This window comes from Mycobacterium europaeum (genome assembly GCF_002102155.1).
In the GTDB taxonomy this organism is placed as follows: domain Bacteria; phylum Actinomycetota; class Actinomycetes; order Mycobacteriales; family Mycobacteriaceae; genus Mycobacterium; species Mycobacterium europaeum.
In genome coordinates this window covers 63,650-88,105 of sequence record NZ_LQOU01000009.1, presented here as the reverse complement: position 1 = coordinate 88,105, position 24,456 = coordinate 63,650, and the positions used below count along the sequence as shown (strand labels likewise).

Genomic DNA, 24,456 nt, shown 5'->3' with positions numbered 1-24,456 from the left:
GTCTCTTAGAGATCCCAGCAAACACTCGTTCGCTCATTCTCCGCGGCGGCGGGCGCGATCGCCCCCGCGACGACGCGGCGCGGGCGGGTCGGACGCGGCTTCGCGGCTCGAAATTTTTACATAACGATTACATAACAAAACTGCTTTGATCAGCGCAGTTATAGCTACTCGACCGTAACCACCTGCATGCAGCAGGTTTGTTCGCCGCGCCCGCGCCGCCAATTCAACCCGGTGTTACCCACGACACGGTTACCCGTGCGTAGAACTCATCAGTAACCGATCACCACGAAAAACGGGGGTCGGTCCTTATGACACTCTTAGTGCAGCCGATGCAGTCCGCCGCGCCGCTCGACCCACACGGGCGGTCCGCGACAACACACCGGTCAGCCGTTTCCCGGCTCTGATTCGACGCGGAATCGCCGAACCCGCCCGCCGGTGATGACCGGCCGAACGAACCGATACGTAAAGACGCATACAGGGAGACATAGAAGGTGACGATCCATGAGCACGACCGGGTGTCCGCTGATCGCGATGGAAATGGCCCCCACGCGGCAGCCGGGGAAGCCCACGCTCTGGTCGACCGTCTGACGGCCGGCGAGCCGTACGCCGTTGCGTTCGGCGGCCAGGGCAGCGCCTGGCTGGAAACCCTCGAAGAACTCGTCTCGTCGGCCGGGATCGAATCGGACCTGGCAACGCTGGTCGGTGAGGTCGAGCTGCTGCTCGAGCCGGTGGCCAAGGAATTGGTGGTGGTGCGCCCGATCGGTTTCGAGCCGCTCACGTGGGTGCGTGCGCTGGCGGCCGAGGACCCGGTGCCGTCGGACAAGCACCTGACGTCGGCCGCGGTGTCGATCCCCGGCGTACTGCTCACTCAGATCGCGGCCGTCCGCGCTTTGGCGCGCCAGGGCATGGACCTCGAGGCGACCCCGCCGGTCGCGATCGCCGGGCACTCCCAAGGCGTGCTCGCCGTCGAGGCGCTCAAGGCGGCGGGTGCCCGCGACGCCGAGCTGCTGGCGATGGCCCAGCTCATCGGCGCGGCCGGGACGCTGGTGGCCCGCCGGCGCGGAATCTCCGTGCTCGGCGATCGCCCCCCGATGGTGTCGGTGACCAACGCCGACCCCGAGCGCATCAGCCGGCTGCTCGACGAGTTCTCTCAGGATGTCCGCACCGTGCTGCCGCCCGTGCTGTCCATCCGCAACGGCCGGCGTTCGGTCGTGATCACCGGGACGCCCGAACAACTGTCCCGCTTCGAGCTGTATTGCCAGCAGATCGCGGAGAAGGAAGAGGCCGATCGCAAGAACAAGTTGCGCGGTGGGGACGTGTTCTCGCCGGTCTTCGATCCGGTGCAGGTGGAGGTCGGCTTCCACACGCCGCGGCTGGCCGACGGCATCGACATCGTCGGCGGCTGGGCCGAGAAGGTGGGCCTGGACGTCGCCCTGGCCCGCGAGCTGACCGAAGCGATCCTGGTGCGACGCGTCGACTGGGTCGAGGAGATCAGCCGTGTGCACGAGGCCGGTGCGCGCTGGATCCTGGACCTGGGTCCCGGCGACATCCTGACCCGGCTGACGGCGCCCGTCATCCGCGGACTGGGTGTCGGCATCGTGCCCGCCGCGACCCGCGGCGGTCAGCGCAACCTCTTCACCGTCGGGGCCGTCCCCGAGGTGGCGCGGGCATGGTCGACCTACGCCCCGACCGTCGTTCGTCTGCCCGACGGCAGGGTCAAGCTCTCGACGAAGTTCACCCGGCTGACGGGCCGCTCGCCGATCCTGCTGGCGGGCATGACCCCGACCACTGTGGACGCCAAGATCGTCGCCGCCGCGGCCAACGCCGGGCACTGGGCGGAACTGGCCGGCGGCGGGCAGGTCACCGAGGAGATCTTCGCGGGCCGCGTCGAGGAACTGGCCACCCTGCTCGAGCCGGGCCGGACCTATCAATTCAACGCGCTGTTCCTCGACCCCTACCTGTGGAAGCTGCAGGTCGGCGGAAAGCGGTTGGTGCAGAAGGCGCGTCAGTCGGGTGCGGCGATCGACGGCCTGGTGATCAGTGCCGGTATCCCCGACCTCGAGGACGCCGTCGACCTGATCGAGGAGCTGAACGACGCCGGCATCAGCCACGTCGTGTTCAAGCCCGGCACGGTCGAGCAGATCCGCTCGGTCATCCGCATCGCCACCGAGGTGCCCACCAAGCCGGTCATCATGCACATCGAGGGTGGACGCGCCGGTGGCCACCACTCATGGGAAGACCTCGACGATCTGCTGCTGGCAACGTATTCCGAGCTGCGGTCGCGTCCCAACATCACCGTCTGCGTCGGCGGCGGCATCGGCACCCCAGAGCGGGCGGCCGAGTACCTGTCCGGGCGGTGGGCGCAGGCGTACGGCTTCCCGCTGATGCCGATCGACGGGATCCTGGTCGGCACCGCGGCGATGGCGACCGAGGAGGCCACCACCTCGCCGTCGGTCAAGCGGATGCTGGTCGAGACCCAAGGCACCGACCAGTGGGTGGGCGCCGGAAAAGCCGTGGGCGGCATGGCTTCCAGCCGTAGCCAGCTCGGTGCCGACATCCACGAGATCGACAACAGCGCGTCGCGGTGCGGCCGGCTCCTCGACGAGGTCGCCGGTGACGTGGATGCCGTCGCCGAGCGTCGCGACGAGATCATCGCCGCGATGGCGAACACCGCCAAGCCGTACTTCGGCGACGTCGCCGACATGACCTACCTGCAGTGGCTGCAACGCTACGTGGAGCTGGCCATCGGTGCGGGCGACTCCACCGCCGACACCGCCGCGCCGGGCAGCCCCTGGCTGGCCGACACCTGGCGCGACCGCTTCCAGCAGATGTTGCAGCGGGCCGAAGCCCGTTTGCACGCAAACGATTCCGGTCCGATCGCCACGCTGTTCGCCGACCCTGCGCTGCTGGAAAGCCCCGAGCAGGCCATCGCCACGCTCGTCGGCGAATACCCCGATGCCGAGACCGTACAGCTGCACCCGGCCGACGTCCCCTTCTTCGTCACGCTCTGCAAGACGCCGGGGAAGCCGGTCAACTTCGTGCCGGTCATCGACAAGGACGTGCGGCGCTGGTGGCGAAGCGACTCGCTGTGGCAGGCCCACGACGCCCGCTACGACGCCGACCAGGTGTGCATCATCCCGGGCACCGCGGCCGTGGCCGGCATCACCCGGATGGACGAACCCGTCGGTGAATTGCTGGACCGCTTCGAGCAAGCTGCCATCGACGAGGTGCTGTCGTCCAACGGGCAGCCCCGCACCGTCGCGTCGCGCCGGATGGGCCGCCCCGACGTGACCGGACCGCTGGCCGTCGTGCTCGACGCCCCCGACGTGCAGTGGGCCGGCCGCACCGCGATCAACCCGGTCCACCGGATCGCCGACCCCGCCGACTGGCTCGTACACGAGGGCTCTGAAGGGCCCGAGAGTCGCCGCGCCACACACTCGTCCACCGGGGCGCGGCTCGAGGTCGACGGCGACCGGGTGGTGCTGAGCGTTCCGGTGTCGGGGACCTGGATCGACATCCCGTTCACCTTGCCCCCCAACACCATTGACGGCGGAACTCCGGTGGTGTCGACCGAGGACGCCGCGACCGCCATGCGTGCGGTGCTGGCGATCGCCGCCGGTGTCGACGGGCCGGAGCTCTTGCCGGCGGTCGTCGACGGGACGGCCAGCGTGACGGTGGGCTGGGATCCGGAGCGGGTCGCCGACCACACCGGGGTCACGGCCACCTTCGGGGAGCCGCTGGCGCCCGGCCTCACGACCGTGCCCGACGCGCTCGTCGGCCTCTGCTGGCCCGCCGTCTTCGCGGCGATCGGCTCGGCGGTCACCGACACCGGCGTCCCGGTCGTCGAAGGCCTGCTCAGTCTGGTGCACCTCGACCATGCGGCCCACGTGGTCGGCGCGCTACCGAAGATGCCGGCCGAGTTATCAATCGCCGCAACGGCTTCGGCGGCCATTGACACCGACATGGGCCGTGTCGTCCGGGTCGCGGTCATGATCGCCGACGCCGGCGGCGCGCCGATCGCCACTCTCGATGAGCGGTTCGCGATCCTGGGCCGCACCGGTGCCGCCGAGCTCACCGAGCCGGTGCGGGCCGGCGGCGCGGTGTCGGAGAACGCGACCGACACCCCGCGTCGTCGCCGCCGCGACGTCCGGTTGACCGCCCCCGTCGACATGCGGCCGTTCGCCGTGGTGTCCGGTGACCACAACCCGATCCACACCGACCGGGCGGCCGCACTGCTGGCCGGCCTGGAATCGCCCATCGTGCACGGCATGTGGCTCTCGGCGGCCGCGCAGCACGCGGTGACGGCCACCGACGGCCAGGCGCGCCCCCCGGCGCGCCTGGTCGGCTGGACCGCCCGCTTCCTGGGCATGGTGCGCCCCGGCGACGAGGTCGACTTCCGCGTCGAGCGCGTCGGAATCGACCAGGGCGCTGAGGTTTTGGACGTCGCCGCCCGCATCGGATCCGATCTGGTGATGTCGGCGACGGCGCGCCTGGCCGCCCCGCGCACGGTGTACGCCTTCCCCGGTCAAGGGATTCAGCACAAGGGCATGGGCATGGACGTCCGCGCCCGGTCCAAGGCCGCCCGCAAGGTGTGGGACAAAGCGGACAAGTTCACCCGCGACACGCTCGGCTTCTCGGTGCTGCACGTGGTGCGCGACAACCCGACCAGCATCATCGCCAGCGGTGTGCACTACAACCACCCCGAGGGCGTGCTGTACCTGACGCAGTTCACCCAGGTCGCGATGGCGACCGTGGCGGCGGCGCAGGTCGCCGAGATGCGTGAGCAGGGCGCCTTCGTCGAGGGCGCCATCGCCTGCGGCCACTCCGTGGGCGAGTACACGGCGCTGGCCTGCGTGACCGGCATCTATGAGCTGGAAGCGTTGCTGGAGACGGTGTTTCACCGCGGCTCCAAGATGCACGACATCGTTCCTCGCGACGAGCTGGGCCGCTCCAACTACCGGCTGGCGGCGATCCGGCCGTCGCAGATCGACCTGCCGGACGACGAGGTGCCCGGCTTCGTGGCCGCGATCGCCGACCGCACCGGGGAATTCCTGGAGATCGTGAACTTCAACCTGCGCGGCTCGCAGTACGCGATCGCCGGCACGGTCCGCGGGCTGGAGGAACTCGAAGCCGAGGTGGAGCGGCGTCGCGAGCTGACCGGCGGCAAGCGCTCGTTCATTCTCGTGCCGGGCATCGACGTGCCGTTCCACTCGCGGGTGCTGCGCGTCGGGGTCGCGGAGTTCCGCCGCTCCCTGGAACGGGTCATGCCGCGCGACAAGGATCCCGACGTCATCATCGGGCGCTACATCCCCAACCTGGTGCCCCGTCCGTTCACCCTGGACCGCGACTTCATCCAGGAGATCCGGGACCTGGTGCCCGCCGAGCCGCTCGATCAGATCCTCGCCGACTACGACACCTGGCTGAGCGAGCGCCGCAACGAGATGGCGCGCATCGTCTTGATCGAGCTGCTGGCGTGGCAGTTCGCCAGCCCGGTGCGCTGGATCGAAACCCAGGACCTGCTGTTCACCGAAGAGGCCGCGGGCGGTCTGGGCGTGGAGCGGTTCGTCGAGATCGGGGTGAAGTCGGCGCCGACCGTCGCCGGACTGGCCACCAACACCCTCAAGCTGCCCGAATATGCCCACAGCACAGTCGAAGTGCTCAACGCCGAGCGCGACGCCGCCGTGTTGTTCGCCACCGACACCGACCCGGAGCCGGAGCCGGAGGAAGAGCCGGCGATCGCGTCGGACGCCGGGGCAACCCCCGTGGAGGCCGCACCGGCGCCGGTGTCGGCACCGTCCGGAGGCCCTCGTCCCGATGACATCGGCTTCGACGCCGCAGACGCCACCCTGGCGTTGATCGCGCTGTCGGCCAAGATGCGCATCGACCAGATCGAGGAGCTGGACTCCATCGAGTCCATCACCGACGGGGCCTCATCGCGGCGCAACCAGTTGCTGGTCGACCTGGGTTCGGAGCTGAACCTGGGCGCCATCGACGGCGCCGCCGAGGCCGACCTGGCCGGTCTGCGGTCGCAGGTGACCAAGCTGGCGCGCACGTACAAGCCTTTCGGCCCAGTGCTCTCCGACGCGATCAACGACCAGCTGCGCACGGTGCTGGGACCCTCGGGCAAGCGGCCGGCCGCCATCGCCGAGCGCGTCAAGAAGACGTGGGAGCTCGGCGACGGTTGGGCCAAGCACGTCACGGTCGAAGTGGCGTTGGGAACCCGCGAGGGCACCAGCGTGCGGGGCGGCGCCATGGGTCACCTGCACGAGGGCGCCCTGGCCGATGCGGCCTCGGTCGACAAGGTCATCGACGCCGCGGTGGCCGCGCTCGCCGCGCGCCGCGGCATCGCGGTGGCGCTGCCGTCGTCGGGTGGCGGTGGCGGTGCGACCGTCGACGCGGCCGCGTTGAGCGAGTTCACCGACCAGATCACCGGCCGTGACGGCGTGCTCGCCTCGGCGGCCCGGCTGATCCTCAACCAGTTGGGCCACGACGATCCCGTCAGCGCCATGCCGACGGCCACGGACGCCGAACTCATCGACCTGGTCACCACCGAACTCGGCGCGGACTGGCCACGTCTGGTCGCGCCGGCGTTCGACGCCAAGAAGGCCGTCGTGTTCGACGACCGGTGGGCGAGCGCGCGGGAGGACCTGGTCAAGCTCTGGCTGACCGACGAGGGCGAAATCGACGCCCGGTGGCAAAGCCTGTCCGAAAGGTTCGAGGGCGCAGGCCACGTCGTGGCCACCCAGGCCACCTGGTGGCAGGGCAAGTCGCTGGCAGCCGGCCGCCAGATTCACGCATCGCTGTACGGCCGCATCGCCGCCGGCGCGGAGAACCCCGACCCCGGCCCCTACCGCAACGAGGTTGCCGTGGTGACGGGCGCCTCGAAGGGTTCGATCGCGGCGTCGGTGGTCGCGCGGCTGCTCGACGGTGGAGCCACCGTCATCGCCACCACGTCGAAGCTCGACGACGAGCGGCTGGCGTTCTACCGCGGGCTGTATCGGGACCACGCCCGGTACGGCGCGGCCCTGTGGGTCGTCGCCGCCAACATGGCGTCCTACTCCGATATCGACGCACTGGTCGAATGGATCGGGACCGAGCAGACCGAAAGCCTTGGGCCGCAATCCATCCACATCAAGGACGCGCAGACCCCCACGCTGCTGTTCCCGTTCGCGGCGCCCCGCGTGGCCGGCGACCTCTCGGAGGCCGGTTCGCGCTCCGAGATGGAGATGAAGGTGTTGCTGTGGGCGGTGCAGCGCTTGATCGGCGGGCTGTCCAAGATCGGCGCCGAGCGCGACATCGCGTCGCGCCTGCACGTCGTGTTGCCCGGCTCGCCCAACCGCGGAATGTTCGGCGGTGACGGCGCATACGGCGAAGCCAAGTCCGCGCTGGACGCGCTGGTGAGTCGTTGGCATGCCGAGTCCTCCTGGGCGTCCCGGGTCAGCCTGGCGCACGCGCTCATCGGCTGGACCCGCGGCACCGGGCTGATGGGCCACAACGACGCCGTCGTCGACGCTGTCGAGGAGGCCGGTGTCACCACCTACTCCACCGACGAGATGGCGGCGATGCTGCTGGACCTGTGCGACGTCGAGTCCAAGGTCGCGGCGGCCGGCGCGCCGATCAACGCGGACCTGACCGGCGGCCTCGGCGAGGCCAACCTGGACATGGCCGAGCTGTCCGCCAAGGCCCGCGAGCAGGCCACATCAGGCGAGCAGGCGACGGAAGACGTTGCGGCCGAGGGCACCATCGCCGCGCTGCCGTCCCCGCCGCGCGGCTTCAGCCCGGCGCCCCCGCCGGAATGGGCCGACCTCGACGTCGACCCGGCCGACCTGGTGGTCATCGTCGGTGGCGCCGAGATCGGGCCGTACGGTTCGTCGCGCACCCGGTTCGAGATGGAGGTCGACAACGAATTGTCGGCGGCGGGTGTCCTGGAGCTGGCCTGGACCACGGGCCTGATCCGCTGGGAGGACGACCCCCAACCCGGTTGGTACGACACGCAATCCGGCGATCTGGTCGACGAAGCCGAGCTCGTGGAGCGCTACCACGACATCGTGGTGGAGCGGGTGGGCATCCGCGAGTTCGTCGACGACGGCGCGATCGACCCCGATCACGCTTCGCCCTTGCTGGTCTCGGTGTTCCTGGACAAGGACTTCACCTTCGTCGTCTCCTCGGAGGCCGACGCTCGCGGATTCGTCGAGTTCGATCCGGAGCACACGGTCATCCGCCCGGTTCCCGATTCGAGCGACTGGCAGGTCACGCGCAAGGCCGGCACCGAGATCCGGGTGCCGCGCAAGACCAAGCTGTCGCGGGTCGTCGGCGCGCAGATCCCCACCGGGTTCGATCCGACCGTCTACGGCATCAGCCAGGACATGGCCAGCTCCACCGACCGGGTGGCGCTGTGGAACATCGTCGCGACCGTCGATGCGTTCCTGTCCTCGGGATTCACCCCGACCGAACTGATGCGGTGGGTGCACCCGGGCCTGGTGGCCAGCACCCAGGGCACCGGCATGGGCGGCATGACGTCGATGCAGACCATGTATCACGGCAACCTGCTCGGCCGGAACAAGCCGAACGACATCCTGCAGGAAGTGCTGCCGAATGTTGTTGCCGCACACGTCATCCAGAGCTACGTGGGCAGCTACGGTGCGATGATCCACCCGGTCGGTGCGTGCGCGACCGCTGCGGTGTCGGTCGAGGAGGGCGTCGACAAGATCCGCCTCGGCAAGGCCGAACTGGTGGTGGCCGGCGGCTTCGACGACCTGACGCTGGAGGCGATCATCGGCTTCGGTGACATGGCGGCCACGGCCGACACGTCCATGATGCGGGGCCGGGGCATTCACGACTCGAAGTTCTCCCGGCCCAACGACCGGCGGCGGCTCGGATTCGTCGAGGCGCAGGGCGGGGGCACCATCCTGCTCGCCCGCGGCGACCTGGCGCTCAAGATGGGTCTGCCGGTGCTGGCCGTGGTGGCCTACGCGCAGTCGTTCGCCGACGGCGTGCACACCTCGATCCCGGCCCCCGGTCTGGGCGCGCTGGGCGCCGGCCGCGGCGGCAAGGAATCGGCGTTGGCGCGCTCGCTGGCCAAGCTCGGCGTCGGCGCCGACGACATCGCGGTGATCTCCAAGCACGACACCTCCACGCTGGCCAACGATCCCAACGAGACCGAACTGCACGAGCGGCTGGCCGATTCGCTGGGCCGATCGGAGGGCGCCCCGCTGTTCGTGGTGTCGCAGAAGAGCCTCACCGGGCACGCCAAGGGCGGGGCGGCGGTCTTCCAGATGATGGGCCTGTGCCAGATGCTGCGCGACGGGGTGATCCCGCCCAACCGCAGCCTCGACTGCGTCGACGACGAGCTGGCCGGCTCGGCCCACTTCGTCTGGGTGCGTGACACCCTGCGGCTCGGCGAGAAGTTCCCCCTCAAGGCCGGCATGGTGACCAGCCTCGGGTTCGGCCACGTGTCCGGACTGGTGGCGCTGGTGCACCCGCAGGCCTTCATCGCCGCCCTGAACCCCGAGCAGCGCGCGGACTACCAGCAGCGCGCGGAGGCGCGGCTGCTGGCCGGTCAGCGCCGGTTGGCCTCGGCGATCGCCGGCGGCGCGCCGATGTACGAGCGCCCGGCGGACCGTCGCTTCGACCATGACGCACCGGAGAAGCGGCAGGAGGCGGCGATGCTGCTGAACCCGGCATCTCGGCTGGGCGAGGACGATGCCTACGAGGTCTCGGCCGGATGACGTCTCCGACCGTCCGTTAGCCTGGCCACCCATGGGAATTGTCGGTGTGGGGATCGACGTCGTCTCGATCCCTGATTTCGCCGAGCAGGTCGACCAGCCGGGAACCGTCTTCTCCGAGACGTTCACACCCGGTGAGCGTCGCGACGCGTCGGACAAGAGCTCGTCGGCGGCGCGCCACCTCGCCGCCCGCTGGGCGGCCAAGGAGGCGGTGATCAAGGCCTGGTCGGGGTCGCGGTTCGCGCAACGGCCCGTGCTGCCCGAGGATATCCACCGCGACATCGAGGTGGTCACCGACATGTGGGGGCGGCCGCGGGTGCGGCTCAGCGGCGATATCGCCAAACACCTGGCCGACGTGACGATTCACGTGTCGCTGACGCACGAGGGGGACACCGCCGCCGCGGTGGCGATCCTGGAGACGACCTAGTGCCTACCGCGAGCAGACGCAAAGTCGCATCTCGACCTCGGCATTGATGCGATTCTGCGTCTGCTCGCGCCGAAAAGGTGGGGGACTAGCCTCGACGGCATGAGTGATCTTGTGGACCGTGTCCGCGCCGTATTGCCGTCGGTGCGCCGTGACCTCGAGGACCTGGTGCGCATCGAATCGGTGTGGGCCGACCCCGGCCGGCGCGACGAGGTGCACCGCAGCGCGCGGGCGGTGGCGGACCTGTTGTCACAGGCCGGATTTGGCGATGTGCAGATCGTCAGCGAGGGCGGCGCCCCGGCGGTCATCGCGCGTCATCCCGCGCCCCCTGGTGCGCCGACCGTGCTGCTCTACGCCCACCACGACGTGCAGCCCGAGGGCGATGTCGGCCAGTGGGCGTCGCCGCCCTTCGAGCCCACCGAACGCGGCGGGCGGCTCTACGGCCGCGGCAGCGCCGACGACAAGGCCGGTATCGCAACGCATTTGGCCGCCTTCAGGGCGCACTGCGGCCAACCGCCGGTGGGGGTGACGGTCTTCGTCGAAGGGGAGGAAGAATCCGGCTCGCCGTCACTGGGGCGGCTGCTGGCCGTCCACCGCGACGCGCTGGCCGCCGACGTGATTGTCATCGCCGACTCGGACAATTGGAGCACCGACGTTCCGGCGCTGACGGTTTCGCTGCGTGGCCTGGTCGACTGCGTGGTCGAGGTCGCCACCCTCGACCACGGGCTGCACTCGGGCCTGTGGGGCGGTGTGGTCCCCGACGCGCTGAGCGTGCTGGTGCGGCTGCTGGCGAGCCTGCACGACGACGACGGCAACGTCGCGGTCGCGGGCCTACACGAAAGTACCGCCGCCACTGTGGATTACCCGCCCGAGCGGGTGCGCGCCGATTCGGGGCTGCTGGACGGGGTGTCCGAGATCGGCTCGGGCTCGGTCCCGCAGCGGCTATGGGCCAAACCCGCGGTCACCGTGATCGGCATCGACACCACGCCCATCGACAAAGCGTCGAACACCCTGATCCCGCGTGCCCGCGCCAAGATCAGCATGCGGGTCGCGCCCGGTGGTGACGCCGACGCGCACCTGGACGCGTTGACCGCTCATCTTCAAAAGCATGTCCCGTGGGGCGCCCAGCTCAGCGTCAGCCGCGGCGACGTCGGCGAGCCCTACGCCATCGACGCCAGCGGCCCGGTCTACGACGCCGCGCGGGCGGCATTCCGGCAGGCCTGGGGGACGAAGCCCATCGACATGGGCATGGGCGGCTCCATCCCGTTCATCGCCGAGTTCGCCGACGCGTTCCCGCAGGCCAAGATCCTGGTCACCGGCGTCGAGGACCCCGGTACCCAGGCGCACAGCATCAACGAGAGCCTGCACCTGGGCGTGCTGGAACGCGCCGCCATCGCCGAGGCGCTGCTGCTGGCGAATCTGGCCGAGTAAGGCGTCGAGATCGACGCTGGCGCGGAAAAGGCCGAGTGAGCTTTTCGCCGGCGTCGATTTGGGCGCCGGCAGATGCTGAATCGCCAGCGGGAGAGCGTTGAGTCAGACGGAGAGGTCGCGGCGCAGCTTGGCGACGTGCCCGGTGGCCTTCACGTTGTACTGCGCAAGCGCGATCTTGCCTTTTTCGTCGACCACGAAGGTCGAGCGGATCACGCCCTGCACGGTCTTGCCGTACATCTGCTTTTCGCCGTAGGCGCCCCAGGCCGTCAGCACCTTGCGCTCGGGATCCGACAGCAGCGGGAAGGTCAGCTTCTCGGCGTCGCGGAACTTGGCCAGCTTCTCCGGCTTGTCGGGGGAGATGCCGATTACGTCGAGGCCGGCGTCGCCGAGTTCGTGGAGGTTGTCACGGAAGTCGCAGGCCTGTTTGGTGCAGCCCGGCGTGGAGGCCGCCGGGTAGAAGTACACGATGACGCGGCGCCCCGTGTAGTCGGCCAGCGACACCTGGTTGCCGTCGGCGTCGGGCAGGCTGAAGGAGGGCGCTTTGTCGCCCGGCGCAAGCCGCGTGGTCTCGGCCATCTTCTGGGCCCCTTTCTGTTCACCGGAGCGTTGGGGTTATCGCCAGCTGATCTAGGGTAGTGCCTCAGGTGCATCAGGCCGACTGGGAGGACAGACACGTGGCGGACCGGGACCCCGAGGCCATCAAGCGGGACATCGACGTCGCCCGCGACCAGCTGGCGGCCACCGTCGACACCCTTGCCGTGCGGGCCAACCCCCGCCGCCTCGCCGACGACCTGAAGGCGAAGGCGATCGAGTTCGTCAAGAAACCAGCGGTGACGGTGACCCTGGCCGGCGTCGGTGTCCTGGTGGTCGTCGTGGTGGTGCACCGGGTGCGCAACCGCTGACCGGTCAGGTCGTGCCGGCGCCCGTACCGCTCTGAACGGGCACCGGGATGTCGTCGTCCCGCGGCTGCACCGCGACCATGCCCTCGAGGTCGACGTAGCCGCGCTCGAATTGGCCGGTCGCCGCGTCGACAAGCCATTACTCCTGCCGCTGGACGTGGATGGGTTGTGCGTCCAGAATGACCGCCCGCATGCCACCGGGCTTGAAATCGCAGCGCTGCTGTAGGGCCTCGATGAGACATTCGTTGTGCATGTGCCCGTCGCCGAAGTTCGATCCCAACACCCGAGCACAGAATCTCGCCCTCGCACAGGTTGTAGTCGTCCTCGTCGTAGCAGGCCAGCGCGCGGTGCACCAGGGTGAACAGCGCGTGGCCGTGAGTGTTCATACCGCGGAACGCATGGCGAGGTGAAGCGGTACCAGCTTGCCTCCTTGGAGCCGTATAGGCGCTCGAGCTGCAGGTGTCGCATCGGCCCCAACGTTGTGGCCGTGGGCCAGCCGCGTGGGAGCGGAGCAACGCCAACGGCACCAGACCTCCCACGGCGGTGGAGAAGTGCGCGATGAACCGGGCGCCGGGGCGCAGGTCGTCTAGATAGCGCTTGCAGATCGACCGTTGAGCGGGCCCGACGAGCTTACGGCAGCCAGCATGGGGAAAGAGCTGGGCTTCTGACCTGTCACCAAAATCGGATGGTCCTGGATGTGGTATCGGTGTGCCGCTACGACTATCCAAAGCGCCTGACGCGCTGAACCAATCCCGACCACCTTGTTGCTAGCGCGCCGTCTCCGCCGAATGTGCTGCAATGCGGCCCGTCCGTGTTGGCATACACTTCGCTGACCATTATGAGTCTCCACCGATCCGCCTCGACATGGCGGCTAGTGAGCCTAAACTACAGTCGTACATGACCCGGCCCGATCTAAGGCGAAATAATGAAAGACTCCCCGGAATCCTTGGACAAGTCGGAGGCCACCACCGGGGTGCCTGGTTACCCGCCCCCCCGACCCCTCGGCCCGAGGAAGAACCGGCTGGGCATCGCATCCCTGGTGATCGCGATCGTCGCGCTGCTCTCAGCGATACTGATTTTCATCTTGCGCAAAGTGCCCTTGTGGGAGTCAGGCCAGTGCCCGCCGGTCTCACCGGGAAGCAGCTGCGAAACAGTCTTCGTTTCAGTCATCTTCGTGTTCGGTGCAGTCATTCTCGGAATCATCGCCGTGGTCATCGGGATTGCCGCCCGTGGCCGCATCAAACGCGGTGAGGCTGACAACGGCAAAGTCGCGACTGCCGCTATCGTGCTTGGATTCATCACTGCCGTTGCGGTATTGGCACTATTCCTGTTTGCGTTTGGTCCGATGAATGTTTCCGAAGTCCCGGTCCGGCAGCCAACGCCGTAAGACGCATCAGCGCGGGCGTAATGTCGCCCTGCCGGACTCGAGACAAGGAAGTGGTCCGGGCCCTTACAGCGCCGGCCACGCAACGTGCGCCAGCACCACGGTCCTCGACGCGTTTGAGATGGCCCGCCGGTCACGCGGAAAGGCGTTGCTCGGCTTGACATGTCACTTCCACGCAGGACCGCAGTTCACCTTCATCCGCTACGGTGAATGCCTCGCCGAGATCGGTGCAGTCCCTCGATCGGCACCATCGGCGACAGCTTCGACAATGCGCTGGCCGAGACCGTCAACGGCCACTACAAAGCGGAGCTAATCTATGCTCGCATCGAGCCCTGGAAGACCGTCGAAGATGTCGAACTGGCCATCCTGGGCTGGGTGTACTGGCACAACACCGCCCGCCCTGCACAGCTACCTCGGGGACATCCCACCCGCAGAATTCGAAGCCAGCTTCTACGATGATCTACGGACCCACCAACGCCTGGCCGGAATCCAATAGCCCGAGCCTCCGGCAAAACCAGGATGTTTCACGCCAATTAATCGCGACAGAGTGTTCCTACGAGAGAAGCCTCGGTTCTCGCTTCTTAACACCAGTTGACCAGCTCGTCGAGGTCGGTCCTGCACGCCCCCCACCGAAAAGACACTCCTTGAGGTGACTAAAGGCCCTCCTCAGGCTGTCGTGCCGCGGTGGATGATCACCTCGTCGGCGTGTGATCAAATCGCTTGGTAGGGGGGTTGTACGGGATGAAGAAGGTCTATTCACTCACAATGCTCTTCTTTCTGGTTCCATTGGCTTTAGGCGTCTGGAGTCCATGGGCAAGTGCGGACAACTCCGATGCCCAACAATACGTCGAGTTTTATGTCGACAACGCCGGTGACAGCCAAATGAAGGCAACTTCGAATGGCATCGCACTGAGGTCAGAGTCCTTGTATGACAATAACAAGTGGAAATACGGGGTGAAACTGTACCTCGACAATAACAGGGGCAAAGACGTTTACGCCAAGGTCCGGGTCGCACAGAGCACTAACGTTACGGGCCATATATTAGAAGATAACTTTTTGCTGCCTAACGGTCGTAGCCAGTCTCTGGGCTCGTTCAAGGCGAAGGTTTACGGCAAAGCTTGGTCTGTTGACGTTGACGCCCTAGCGTGCGACGTCGATGCGCCGCCTGAGGCCTGCCCGGATTTCTAAGACAGCTAACTGGCGTGCCGGGCGCGGTAGGCGTTCTGCCAAAGCGCTTGATGTCCTTTGCGGAAGGGAATTCGGATATGATGCGATTCAGAGCTGCGGTGGCGATCGCGCTCCTAGGAGCCTCAGTCGTAGCTTGCAGCAGAAGCGACACCACCACGAAGAATGGGTGCGTCCAACTCTGTGCGGACAAGAACCGTGCGGCGGTGAAATTGTGCAATTACCCCCAAACCGACGTCGAGACGACGAAGAAGTGCCTGGCCACCGCAAGGAACAACTACGACAGTTGCAAGCAGGCATGTGGGAAATCCAGCGGCTCGCAGCCCAACGCTGATCGACGCTCGACTCGCCTCATCTCGGTCTATGTCGCCACGTGCGGGCACTAAAGGGACGTCGAACGCCGGAAGTGTCGGGCAGTCGATGACCCTTTGCATGTGATGCGCCTGCATGTTGACGACGCCCTGGCCTTGCCCACCTCGATACCCATTTGGTATTCGTCAACCTCACCCGCGGTGAATTTGAGTCGAGTACCTGGTACAGCGGTAACGGTGACAACTACTTTATCGGCCTCTCAAATGGCTATTCTTCATAGAGGCTATGGCTAAGTTCCTCTGATTCCAGGACTTTCGGCCCTCCCCGCGACGGTGATCGAAAGTTAGCGTCGAGTGGTTGGCGTCGGAATGTCTGGAGGGACGGGGTGGTTTGATGTACACATCCTTCTCCGGACCAGCATTCGCAGCAGCATTAGCAACAGCCGCATTGGCGTTCGCGACACCAGCGGCAGCTGATGAGCCATGCGGCGGCGACGACTTAGACGGCATCGAATATGCGCTTGACATCGTACGCGGTGAGATGCCAGCGGATGCGCCAGGGAACTGCCCGCCTGGGTGGTTTTATTGTCCCGGGGAGGGATGTGAACACAACGAGTGTGAATGCAGGGTGATAAAACTGTGCAGGCCGGTATTCGAACAAAATATGGACGTTGGCAAGGAGTGCATAAGAGATTACTTGTGGGACTGGTGTAGAGAACATTTCTGATCGCGATGATTAAACCCGATTTGTGCTGGCCTGATCGATGCGCCTTGAGGAATGGTCAAATGCCATCTTTCCGACGGGGTCGTGCACTTCGTCGGAGATTGCCATAGACTCAACGGGATCACGACTTAACTCCAGTCCTCCAAGGCACGAATACTAGCCCGCCATACCGACCACGAGCATTCGGGACAGCATGCCGAAAGACTTCAATGCACTTGCAATCGTTGCGGCGCCTACTTTTGGGGATGGTGAACTGGACATCACTCACAGGCGGGCACACGAACAGAATCGGGTTAACGCACCGTGGCTAAACCAGTGACGCGATACTCACTAGACGCACCACTTTATGCCACGGCTAGCAAGGAAGGGCAGTGGTGAACAAAACGCAATCACGCGACCGGTATCAAAAACCGGAAAAATCGCTTGTGAAGATGCCGCGTTGCGCTGGGCTCTTGTGCATCGGGGAAAGATCGTGACGACGCCGGCTCCATGGCCGGGTTGGTACCCGGATCCCGAAGATGCCGATCGGCATCGTTGCTGGGACGGCACGGCGTGGGCGCAGCGTCAGTATGGATCAATCTCGACCGGTCAATTTCAGGCTCAGGGCCAGACGGCGATAGACGTCGGTCCCCCCCATAGGAATAGGAAAAATTCAGCCCTTGCCATTGCCAGGGGGATCTCTTTCATCGTGCTGGCGCTCTCATTCGGATCCATTCTGTATCCATCCGCAACTCGTTGGCCCACCACAGTAGTGGATGCCTACTTCCTCGCAGCGTTTACGCTCTGTGTCGTGATATTCGTTCTTGGTGTTCTTTCTTTGGTAAGACCCGCAGCTCACCCGGTGTACAGCGTCATCGCAGGTGCTACGGTTATCGTGATCGGAGTTATCGGGTGCATACTTAGTGTTCTTCATAGTCATGAAACCGATGTTTCGCTGATGATCATCTTATTATTTTTCGGCGTTTCCTTTGCAATTGGCGGGGCAATAGCTACGTTGTTGTCCGGGATTATCCTCGCCCTCCAACGTCATTCTCGTGCTCGACCACCAGCCAGGCCGCGGCCGTTGGGCGCCCAGTCTGGTACTTTGGGCTCGAGCGATTGATCGACGGCTTCCTTGAAGGTGCCTCAACTAGTGATGCCTCGGTCCTGCCTTTGCTACGAAGGCAGTGGGAGTAGTTCCTGTTTGGCCCAAGCTGTGCCGGATAGGTGTCGTACGCCGTTTTGATTGCGTCAGCAGTTGCCTTGAGTGCGCGCGTGATCGGGTCTGGTTGGTTTTCCTCTTTGACGGATTCGTTCCATACTTCGACGCCCCGGCCACGACTTTGAAAGCTAGCCGTTCCACTTCGATGTACGCGTTGCGGAGAGTCTCCGTAGGCAGGGTTGGCGCAATGACGCGCAATTTTTCCGCCGCAAGGATCGCTGGCTCGACGAGCGGGCGCGCCGCTTGCCATTCTTCAGTCGTAATCGGTATGCCCGATTTGGCCCGATTCTCGGCATACCAGACAAACGACTGAACCGCAGTTGCAGCCGTTAGGAGCGCCTCCTGCGATTCACGTAGCTGAGCAATTTCAACGTCGTGGCGACGCTGGGCGGCTTGTAATGCGGCATCTTGGCGGTTGACTTCGGCTTGCAGCTCCGCAGAATAACGTGTCGCGTTTCGCCCGACCCGAGCGCCGACCAGGCCGAGGATTCCGGCGAAGATCGCATTGCCTATAGGAATACCTATCGCAGTTGTGACGATAAACCATTCAGCCATTTCCATGGGATCCGTCCTCGAAATCGTTTTCTTCTGAATCCTGGGACTTTGGGTACGCTTGACGGCCGAACAAATTATCCTCGAATTCGCGCCGCTCTGCCGCTTCGGCTTCGGCGACTGCGCGTCGATACTCGTGTTCGTCGTCATCGCCACTGCCGTAAATCCAGATTCCTTCGTGCTCCGTGCCGAATTCGGCTAGTCGTTGGTGAATCGCGTCGAGACCCTTGCTCTGCTCTTCGAGGTGCTTACCGAGCATCTTGGTGAGATCGTGAATCGACTTTAAGTCGACCCAAGTCGTCCCCTTATATTGGTCCGAATCGAGTATCGCCTCTGTTTGGTAATTCTTACCGTGGCTGTCTTTATAAACGACGGTCGCTTTGTAGCGCGACGGTAAGAATCTCTCTTCAAGAACGTGATCCGGTGGCGTTTCACCACCCAGGGCTAGCCGGCGCTGTTTTTCAAGCTTTTCGTGGTCCGTTAGTTCCGTCTCGCTGGTCCGGGCAAGACGATTCTATTTATCTTGATATTGTTTTCTAGATGGAGAAAAATCCCAACCAGTTCGCCATTCTTGTCCGGGTGCCAGAATGAGAAATTCTGGTATTAGCACGTCAAACAGTTTGTCTCGTGAGATCAAATTTGGTGTTGCTTTGAGTGGGGGTTCCACTGTGACTAGCACGTCGTAGGCGGGCGTCGTGCCGAAGTTTTTCACAACAATTTCGATGTATTGTTTCGCGGACGGATTCAACTCGCTGTATATCACGACTGTGGGTTGCGCTTGTTCTTCACGTGCACGACGCGCTTCGTTAACTTGGTCTTGGGCTTTTTCCACCTGTTGTTTCGCGTAACGACCCGCGACCACGACGGTCACGACTCCGACTGCGACCGCAAACCAAGCGGCCAGGGCCGACCAGACCCCCGGCTGCATATAGCGCACCATCCACCGGTAGACCGGGCCTAGCGATCCTGTTGCCCACAGCACTACGAGTCCGGCAACGACCCCGCTGAGAACCTGCAACGCGACGTTGCGTAGCTTCGCCATTCCCGCACGGTCAGAACTAGTCACTGGCTTTGCCGATGACGCGGTGGGTCAAGGTGCCAACTGGGGCTTCAACGGTCGCCACCGGGCCGACACCGTGGGTATCGGTTTCGCGGGCGGCCTGCAACCCGAGCTTGGACGTGCCCGCGGCCCTGTCGGTTTCGTTGCGTTTTATCTCGACCACAAAGGTGTACGAGGATCCGTCCAGCAGGTGGGTCAGCACGGTCTCTCCCGGCTCGATCTGCTCAATCGGCACCTGGCCGACCATGTAGCCGCCGATCTGAACGATGGTCATGGTGCAAACGATAGGTGCGTCCACTGACAGATTCGATGCCGCGATCGGGTCGCGGTTACACATACTTCCCCGCGGCGTGGAGATGTTGTGGGGCCCTTTGTGACAGCTGTAACTGATGTGACAGGCCCGCCTACCGCCTCAAAACGCAAAGGCCGCTCGGCCAGGATTTTAGGGTGGTGCGCCGTCAGGGTTTCGAACCCCGGACCCGCTGATTAAGAGTCAGCTGCTCTACCAACTGAGCTAACGGCGCTTTCGACGGCCGAGACCGCGTACGCGACAATAACAGGCGTCCTGCCGCGGCGCGAAATCCTCCGATCCCCTCCAGGATAGACAACGCCGCCACGTGGGGTGGGATGTTTGCCGAGAGCCCGGCGGTTCCCGCGCTGTTGGTCGATGAAAGAGCCTGGTGCGCAGCACGATCAGCGCGTTGAACGCCTCAGAAGAGCGTCCCGCAGTACGGGGCCCGGTCGGTGGCGAAGGCGACGCCCAGCTGGCGGAGCGTACCCGGCCGCAGCTCGGTGATCCGGCCCGCGCGGCTGAGTCCGGAGGCGCTGTGGGCGCCCATGTAGATCGTGGCCAGGTCGGCCAGGCCGATCTTCACGTCGGCGGGGCCGTCGTGCGGCGTGCACTTGGCCACGCCGTCACGGGCCTGCAGCAGGAATTGCCCGCCCGCCAGGCCGAGCGGGTCGTCGACCTCCAGGGTGACCTCGATGTCGGCGGCATAGGCGCGGGCGCCGAGCACCTCGGGGACGTCGTTGATCCGGACCCACAGGAAATCGTCCACGCCGGTGGTTTCCGCGGCCCGCAGGTCGGTGAGCTTGAGCGGCAGCGGATCGTCGGCCGGCACGTCGATCTCGACGCTGTCGAACATCTCTAGGGCCAACAACGTGTGCAGCAACTCGGTGTGTGCCTCGTCGGTGACAGGGCAGAAATCTTGGACGACCACGTTGCCCAGCGGGGGCCGGTACCCGTGGTTCGACTGGCCGACGACGCGGTACGTCAAGAAGCCGTCCGGATGGATCGTGTAGTTCAGCGCGGTCCCGTTGGCCCGCTCGGTCGGCCTGTCCGCCAAGTAGTCCGCCCACCAGGCGTCGTTGCGGGTCACCGCGCCAGGCGTTGTGGCGCACCATCTTTCGTAGATTTCCGGCAGCAGGTGGCGCGCCTCGGCGGTGTGCACCTCGCGAGCCCGGATCTGGCTCGGCCGGTTTCGCAGCTTTGCGAACCGGCGGTCGATGCGGTAGCTGCGGAGGTAGCTCGCCACGCCGGCGCCGAAACCGTCGTACATCGCGGTCTGGGTCGGCACCCCGAAGACGATCGGATAACCGCGGTCGATGAGTATGCCCAGCCCCTTGGCGCTGAGCTGTCCCCAGACCCCCTTGCCCTGATGCGTTGACGCGACCGCGATCATCGTCAGCCACGCGGCCCGCAGGCTGGCGCCGCCCGGCACCGTCAGCTGCGTGGGATAGATGATCGACGTCCCCACCAGCAACGGCCGATGCGGATCGGAGACGTCCTCGGCCACCAGGATGTCGTTGACGTCGACGCGCCGTTTCCACGCTTCCACGGCATGCTCGTCGACCGGATCCCCGAACGTGCGAGCCTGATTCTCGTAGACGGCCTGCAGGTCGTCCACGGTCGGATGTCTCATGCTGATGGCGTTTTCGGTCGAGTTCATCGCTCATCCAATCCGCTTCTAGCCCAGCCAAACCGGCGCTCCGCCCTGCGAACGACGTAGTGAGGGCGCCCCTTCCGTTCGTTACCCGAGTGCCGAATTGCCAAACGTGGCCGGGCCGCCTCCGACGAAGGTGGGTCAGGCGGCCTCGTTCGGGTATAGGGATACGCCGGGGGAGTTAGCACTGAAAGGACCAACGATGCTGCAAGCACTCACCCGCCTGGCCATCGCCGCGCCGCGCCGCATCATCGCGGTCGCCGTCTTGGTGCTGGTCGGGGCGGCGGTGTTCGGACTCCCGGTGATCAACAGCCTGTCGGGCGGCGGATTTCAGGACCCGACCTCGGAGTCGGCCCGGGCGACCAACGTGCTGCGCGACAAGTTCAACCAGACCGATCAGCAAATGCTGATCGTGGTGACCGCCCCGGCCGGCGTCCAGAGCCGTCAGGCACGCGACGTCGGAACCGACATCGCGAACCGCCTGAAGACGTCGCCGGACGTCTTGAATGTCTCCTCGGTGTGGACCTCACCGCCCCAGGCCGCCGCCCAGCTGGTCAGCAAAGACCAGAAATCCGGGATGATCGTGGCCGGCTTGAAAGGCGGGGAGAACGACGCCCAGAAATACGCCAGCACCCTCACCGACGAACTGGTGCACGACCGCGACGGCGTCACGGTGCGCGCCGGGGGCATGGCGGTGGCCTACGCCCAGATCAACGACCAGAACGAGCGCGACCTGCTGTTGATGGAGTCCATCGCGATCCCGCTGAGCTTCGCGGTGCTGGTCTGGGTGTTGGGAGGCGTGGTCGCGGCGGCGCTGCCGATCGTGCTGGGCACCCTGGCAATCGTGTGCACGATGTCGGTGTTGCGGCTGATCAGCTTCGCGACCGACGTGTCGACGTACGCGCTGGACCTGAGCATCGCGATGGGGCTTGCCCTGGCGATCGACTACAACCTGCTGATCATCAGCCGCTACCGCGAGGAGCTGGCCCGCAGCGACGACCGGGAGCGGGCGCTGATGCGGACCATGGCCACCGCCGGTCGGACGGTGCTGTTCTCCGCGACCACGGTCGGATTGTCGATGGCCGTGATGGCCGTGTTCCCGATGTACTTTTTGAGATCCTCGGCCTACACCATCGTGGCCACCGCGCTCCTCGTCGCGGTGTCGGCCGTCGTGGTCACCCCGGCCGCGATCGCGCTGCTGGGGCCCCGGCTGGACGCGCTCGACGCGCGTCCGCTGTTGCATCGCATCTTGCACGGGCAGCGGTCGTTCCGGGATCACGCGCACAAGCCGCTCGAGGAGCAGTTCTGGTACCGCTCGACGCGGTACGTGCTGCGCCACTCCCTGCCGGCCGGACTGGGCGTCGTCGCGTTACTGCTGTTGCTGGGGGCGCCGTTCCTGGGCGTGAAGTGGGGCTTTCCCGACGAGCGCGTGCTGCCCCCGTCGGCGTCGGCGCGCCAGGTCGCCGACATGCTGGACAACAATTTCGCCAACGGATTCGGGACGGGGGTCACCGCGGTCGTTCCCGACGCCCGGGGCATCGGGCCCGCTGACCTGGACCGCTACGCCGCCGCCCTGTCGCGGGTGACCGACGTGTCCGCGGTCACCGCCCCGACCGGCACGTTCGTCGCGGGTCACCTGGTGGGACCGCCCGCCGCGGCCACCGGTGCGGCCAACGGCAGCGCCTTCCTGACGGTGACCAGCAGCGCACCGCTCTATTCGCCGGCCTCGAACACCCAGCTGGACCAACTGCACAAGGTCCCCGGACCGGCGGGCCGGTCGGTGGAGATGACCGGGCTGGCCCAGATCAACCGCGACAGCGTCGGCGCGATCACCAAGCGGTTGCCGCTCGTGTTCGGGTTGATCGCCGTGATCACGTTCGCGCTGCTGTTTCTGCTGACCGGCAGCGCGGTGCTGCCGCTGCAGGCGCTGGTGTGCAACCTGCTGTCGCTGACGGCCGCGTTCGGGGCCATGGCGTGGATCTTCCAGGACGGCAACCTGGGTGCGCTGGGGACCACCCCCAACGGGACGTTGAACGCGAACATCCCCGTGCTGTTGTTCTGCATCGCCTTCGGGCTGGCCATGGACTATGAGGTGTTCCTGGTGTCGCGGATCCACGAATACTGGCTGGCCTCGCAGGCGATCCAGGACACGCCGCCGACCGCCGCGGAGGCGCGCGCCGCCACGGACGAGAGCACGGCATTGGGCATCGCCGGCATCGGCCGGGTGGTCACCACCGCGGCGCTGGTGATGTCGATCTCGTTCGCCGCCCTGATACCGGCGCACGTGTCGTTCATGCGGATGCTGGGCGTCGGCCTGACCCTTGCCGTGCTGGCCGACGCCACCCTGGTGCGGATGGTCCTGGTTCCGGCGTTCATCCACCTGCTCGGCCGGTGGACGTGGTGGGCGCCCAAACCGCTGGAGTGGCTGCGGGAGCGGTCCGAGACCGGTGAAGATGCGGCCGCCGCGGTGGGGCGGCGGCGCTGGGCGGCTGACGCCCCCGAGTCGCAGCGCCCCTCGATCCGGAGGTGGCCCACCAAAGCCGCGACAAGCCGTGGTTGATCCAGCGGAATTCGCTGCGCCGCAAAGGTATTCGGGGCCCCATCCGATATCGACGGAGAAGCCATGATGACCAAGACCGATATCGCCGTGCTGCTGGCGCTGGCTTCGGCGCTGTGCGTCGCGATGGGCGACGTGCTGCAGCAACGCGCGGCGCACTGCCTCGAGGACCGCTCGGTCGGCCACGTCGCGCTGTTCGCCAGCCTGCTGCGCAACCGGCGGTGGTGGTGGGGCGCGCTGCTGCTCGCCGGGAGCGTCGCGTTGCAGGCGGCCGCTTTGGGTCAGGGTTCGGTGCTGTTGGTTCAGGCGCTGCTGATGTTCTCGCTGCTGTTCGCGCTGCCGATCAACGCCCGGTTGTTCCATCGCAGGGTGACCGGGGCCGAGCGGATGTGGGCCGGCTTGCTCACCGCCGCGGTGACCGTGATCGTCGTCGTCGGAAATCCGCAGGCCGGTCACGCGTCCGCGCCGCTTGGCACCTGGGCCGCGGTAGCCGTCACCCTCGGCCCGCTGTTGGTCGCCTGCGTCGTCGCGGGCCGCATCTTCGGTGGCGCCGCGGCCGCGGTGCTGTTCGCCCTGGTGTCCGGTTCGCTGTGGGGGGTCTTCGCGGTGCTGGCCAAGCAGGTCGTCGCCCGGCTCGGTGATGGCGGATGGGCGGTGATCCGAACCCCGGAGCTCTACGCGGCGATCCTGGTCGTCGTGGGCGGGGTGCTGTGGAGCCAGGCGGCGTTTCGGGCCGGGCCGTTGACCGCGTCGATGCCCACGCTGGAGGTGTCGCAGCCGGTTGTGGGGGCCGGACTGGGGGTTGTCGTGCTCGACGAGACGTTGAACGCCGGTCGCACCGGGATGGTCGCCTTGGCGGTGGCCGTCCTGGTGGTCGCGGTGGCCATCGTCCAGCTCGCGCGCGTCGAGGCCGTCGTCACGCGCGATCGGGTCGAGGCCGAACTGCACGACAGGGTGGGCCAACCGGCCTGATCACGGGTCCGCAACACCGCGTGCGGGACCGGCCGAGGTCGGCATGCGCGCCGGCAAAAACCCATTACAATGCATCCACTGTTTCTGG

Annotated in this window: 15 protein-coding genes, 1 tRNA gene and 2 pseudogenes; 10 read left to right on the top strand and 8 right to left on the bottom strand. The window is 66.2% G+C overall.

The window, feature by feature from the left end; translation table 11 throughout:
• Nucleotides 1-491 precede the first annotated feature (491 nt).
• The 3 genes from AWC03_RS03350 to AWC03_RS03340 all read left to right on the top strand — a co-directional run bounded on the left by AWC03_RS03350 (nt 492) and on the right by AWC03_RS03340 (nt 11,580).
• Complete coding sequence (locus AWC03_RS03350; protein WP_085239105.1) at nt 492-9,728, top strand: type I polyketide synthase; 9,237 nt, start codon at nt 492-494, stop codon at nt 9,726-9,728.
• Between the two features lie 31 nt (nt 9,729-9,759).
• The gene (acpS, locus tag AWC03_RS03345) at nt 9,760-10,152 is read left to right on the top strand and encodes a holo-ACP synthase AcpS (RefSeq protein WP_065444533.1); all 393 of its coding nucleotides are present in this window, start codon (nt 9,760-9,762) and stop codon (nt 10,150-10,152) included.
• Nucleotides 10,153-10,251: 99 nt separating this feature from the next.
• Nucleotides 10,252-11,580, top strand: a complete 1,329-nt coding sequence (locus AWC03_RS03340) for a dipeptidase (RefSeq protein ID WP_085239104.1) — start codon at nt 10,252-10,254, stop codon at nt 11,578-11,580.
• A 102-nt stretch (nt 11,581-11,682) separates the two neighbouring features.
• Here the strand turns inward: AWC03_RS03340 and bcp are convergent, their stop codons facing one another.
• A complete protein-coding gene (gene bcp / locus AWC03_RS03335) occupies nt 11,683-12,156 on the bottom strand; it encodes a thioredoxin-dependent thiol peroxidase (protein WP_085239103.1) in 474 nt (157 codons plus the stop codon).
• Between the two features lie 98 nt (nt 12,157-12,254).
• Here bcp and AWC03_RS03330 point away from each other — a divergent pair, with 98 nt between their 5' ends.
• Nucleotides 12,255-12,482, top strand: a complete 228-nt coding sequence (locus tag AWC03_RS03330; RefSeq protein ID WP_067947172.1) for a DUF3618 domain-containing protein — start codon at nt 12,255-12,257, stop codon at nt 12,480-12,482.
• A 4-nt stretch (nt 12,483-12,486) separates the two neighbouring features.
• On the opposite strand, the pseudogene AWC03_RS28275 reads toward AWC03_RS03330, so the two are convergent.
• A pseudogene (locus AWC03_RS28275) lies at nt 12,487-12,965 on the bottom strand (DUF3556 domain-containing protein); the annotation flags it as partial.
• Nucleotides 12,966-13,404: 439 nt separating this feature from the next.
• On the opposite strand from AWC03_RS28275, the gene AWC03_RS26725 reads away from it, so the two are divergent.
• The 4 genes and pseudogenes from AWC03_RS26725 (at nt 13,405) to AWC03_RS28270 (ending at nt 17,185) form a co-directional block, all read left to right on the top strand.
• Nucleotides 13,405-13,866 (top strand): DUF4190 domain-containing protein, encoded by a 462-nt coding sequence (locus AWC03_RS26725; RefSeq protein ID WP_141659193.1) that lies wholly within the window; start codon nt 13,405-13,407, stop codon nt 13,864-13,866.
• A 91-nt stretch (nt 13,867-13,957) separates the two neighbouring features.
• Nucleotides 13,958-14,359, top strand: a pseudogene (locus tag AWC03_RS03315) (integrase core domain-containing protein); the annotation flags it as partial.
• 245 nt (nt 14,360-14,604) lie between these two features.
• Nucleotides 14,605-15,051, top strand: a complete 447-nt coding sequence (locus tag AWC03_RS26720) for a hypothetical protein (RefSeq protein ID WP_090420795.1) — start codon at nt 14,605-14,607, stop codon at nt 15,049-15,051.
• 1,378 nt (nt 15,052-16,429) lie between these two features.
• Nucleotides 16,430-17,185, top strand: a complete 756-nt coding sequence (locus AWC03_RS28270; RefSeq protein ID WP_142278314.1) for a DUF2510 domain-containing protein — start codon at nt 16,430-16,432, stop codon at nt 17,183-17,185.
• A 27-nt stretch (nt 17,186-17,212) separates the two neighbouring features.
• Here AWC03_RS28270 and AWC03_RS26710 read toward each other — a convergent pair whose 3' ends face one another.
• The 6 genes from AWC03_RS26710 to AWC03_RS03295 all read right to left on the bottom strand — a co-directional run bounded on the left by AWC03_RS26710 (nt 17,213) and on the right by AWC03_RS03295 (nt 20,845).
• Nucleotides 17,213-17,845 carry a hypothetical protein gene (locus tag AWC03_RS26710; RefSeq protein WP_141659189.1) on the bottom strand — a complete coding sequence of 211 codons (633 nt, stop codon included), beginning with the start codon at nt 17,843-17,845 and terminating at the stop codon, nt 17,213-17,215.
• Complete coding sequence (locus AWC03_RS03310) at nt 17,832-18,095, bottom strand: hypothetical protein (protein WP_085239101.1); 264 nt, start codon at nt 18,093-18,095, stop codon at nt 17,832-17,834. Before AWC03_RS03310 ends, AWC03_RS26710 begins: the two co-directional genes overlap by 14 nt.
• 255 nt (nt 18,096-18,350) lie before the next feature.
• The gene (locus tag AWC03_RS26705; RefSeq protein WP_141659187.1) at nt 18,351-18,878 is read right to left on the bottom strand and encodes a hypothetical protein; all 528 of its coding nucleotides are present in this window, start codon (nt 18,876-18,878) and stop codon (nt 18,351-18,353) included.
• Nucleotides 18,879-18,894: 16 nt separating this feature from the next.
• Complete coding sequence (locus tag AWC03_RS03305) at nt 18,895-19,170, bottom strand: hypothetical protein (protein ID WP_085239100.1); 276 nt, start codon at nt 19,168-19,170, stop codon at nt 18,895-18,897.
• 174 nt (nt 19,171-19,344) lie between these two features.
• Nucleotides 19,345-19,420, bottom strand: a tRNA-Lys gene (locus AWC03_RS03300).
• A 186-nt stretch (nt 19,421-19,606) separates the two neighbouring features.
• Nucleotides 19,607-20,845, bottom strand: coding sequence for a GNAT family N-acetyltransferase (locus AWC03_RS03295; RefSeq protein ID WP_085239099.1), 1,239 nt, complete (start codon nt 20,843-20,845; stop codon nt 19,607-19,609).
• Between the two features lie 196 nt (nt 20,846-21,041).
• Here AWC03_RS03295 and AWC03_RS03290 point away from each other — a divergent pair, with 196 nt between their 5' ends.
• The gene (locus AWC03_RS03290) at nt 21,042-23,399 is read left to right on the top strand and encodes an MMPL family transporter (RefSeq protein WP_085239098.1); all 2,358 of its coding nucleotides are present in this window, start codon (nt 21,042-21,044) and stop codon (nt 23,397-23,399) included.
• Nucleotides 23,400-23,465: 66 nt separating this feature from the next.
• A complete protein-coding gene (locus AWC03_RS03285) occupies nt 23,466-24,368 on the top strand; it encodes a DMT family transporter (RefSeq protein WP_085239232.1) in 903 nt (300 codons plus the stop codon).
• Nucleotides 24,369-24,456 lie beyond the last annotated feature (88 nt).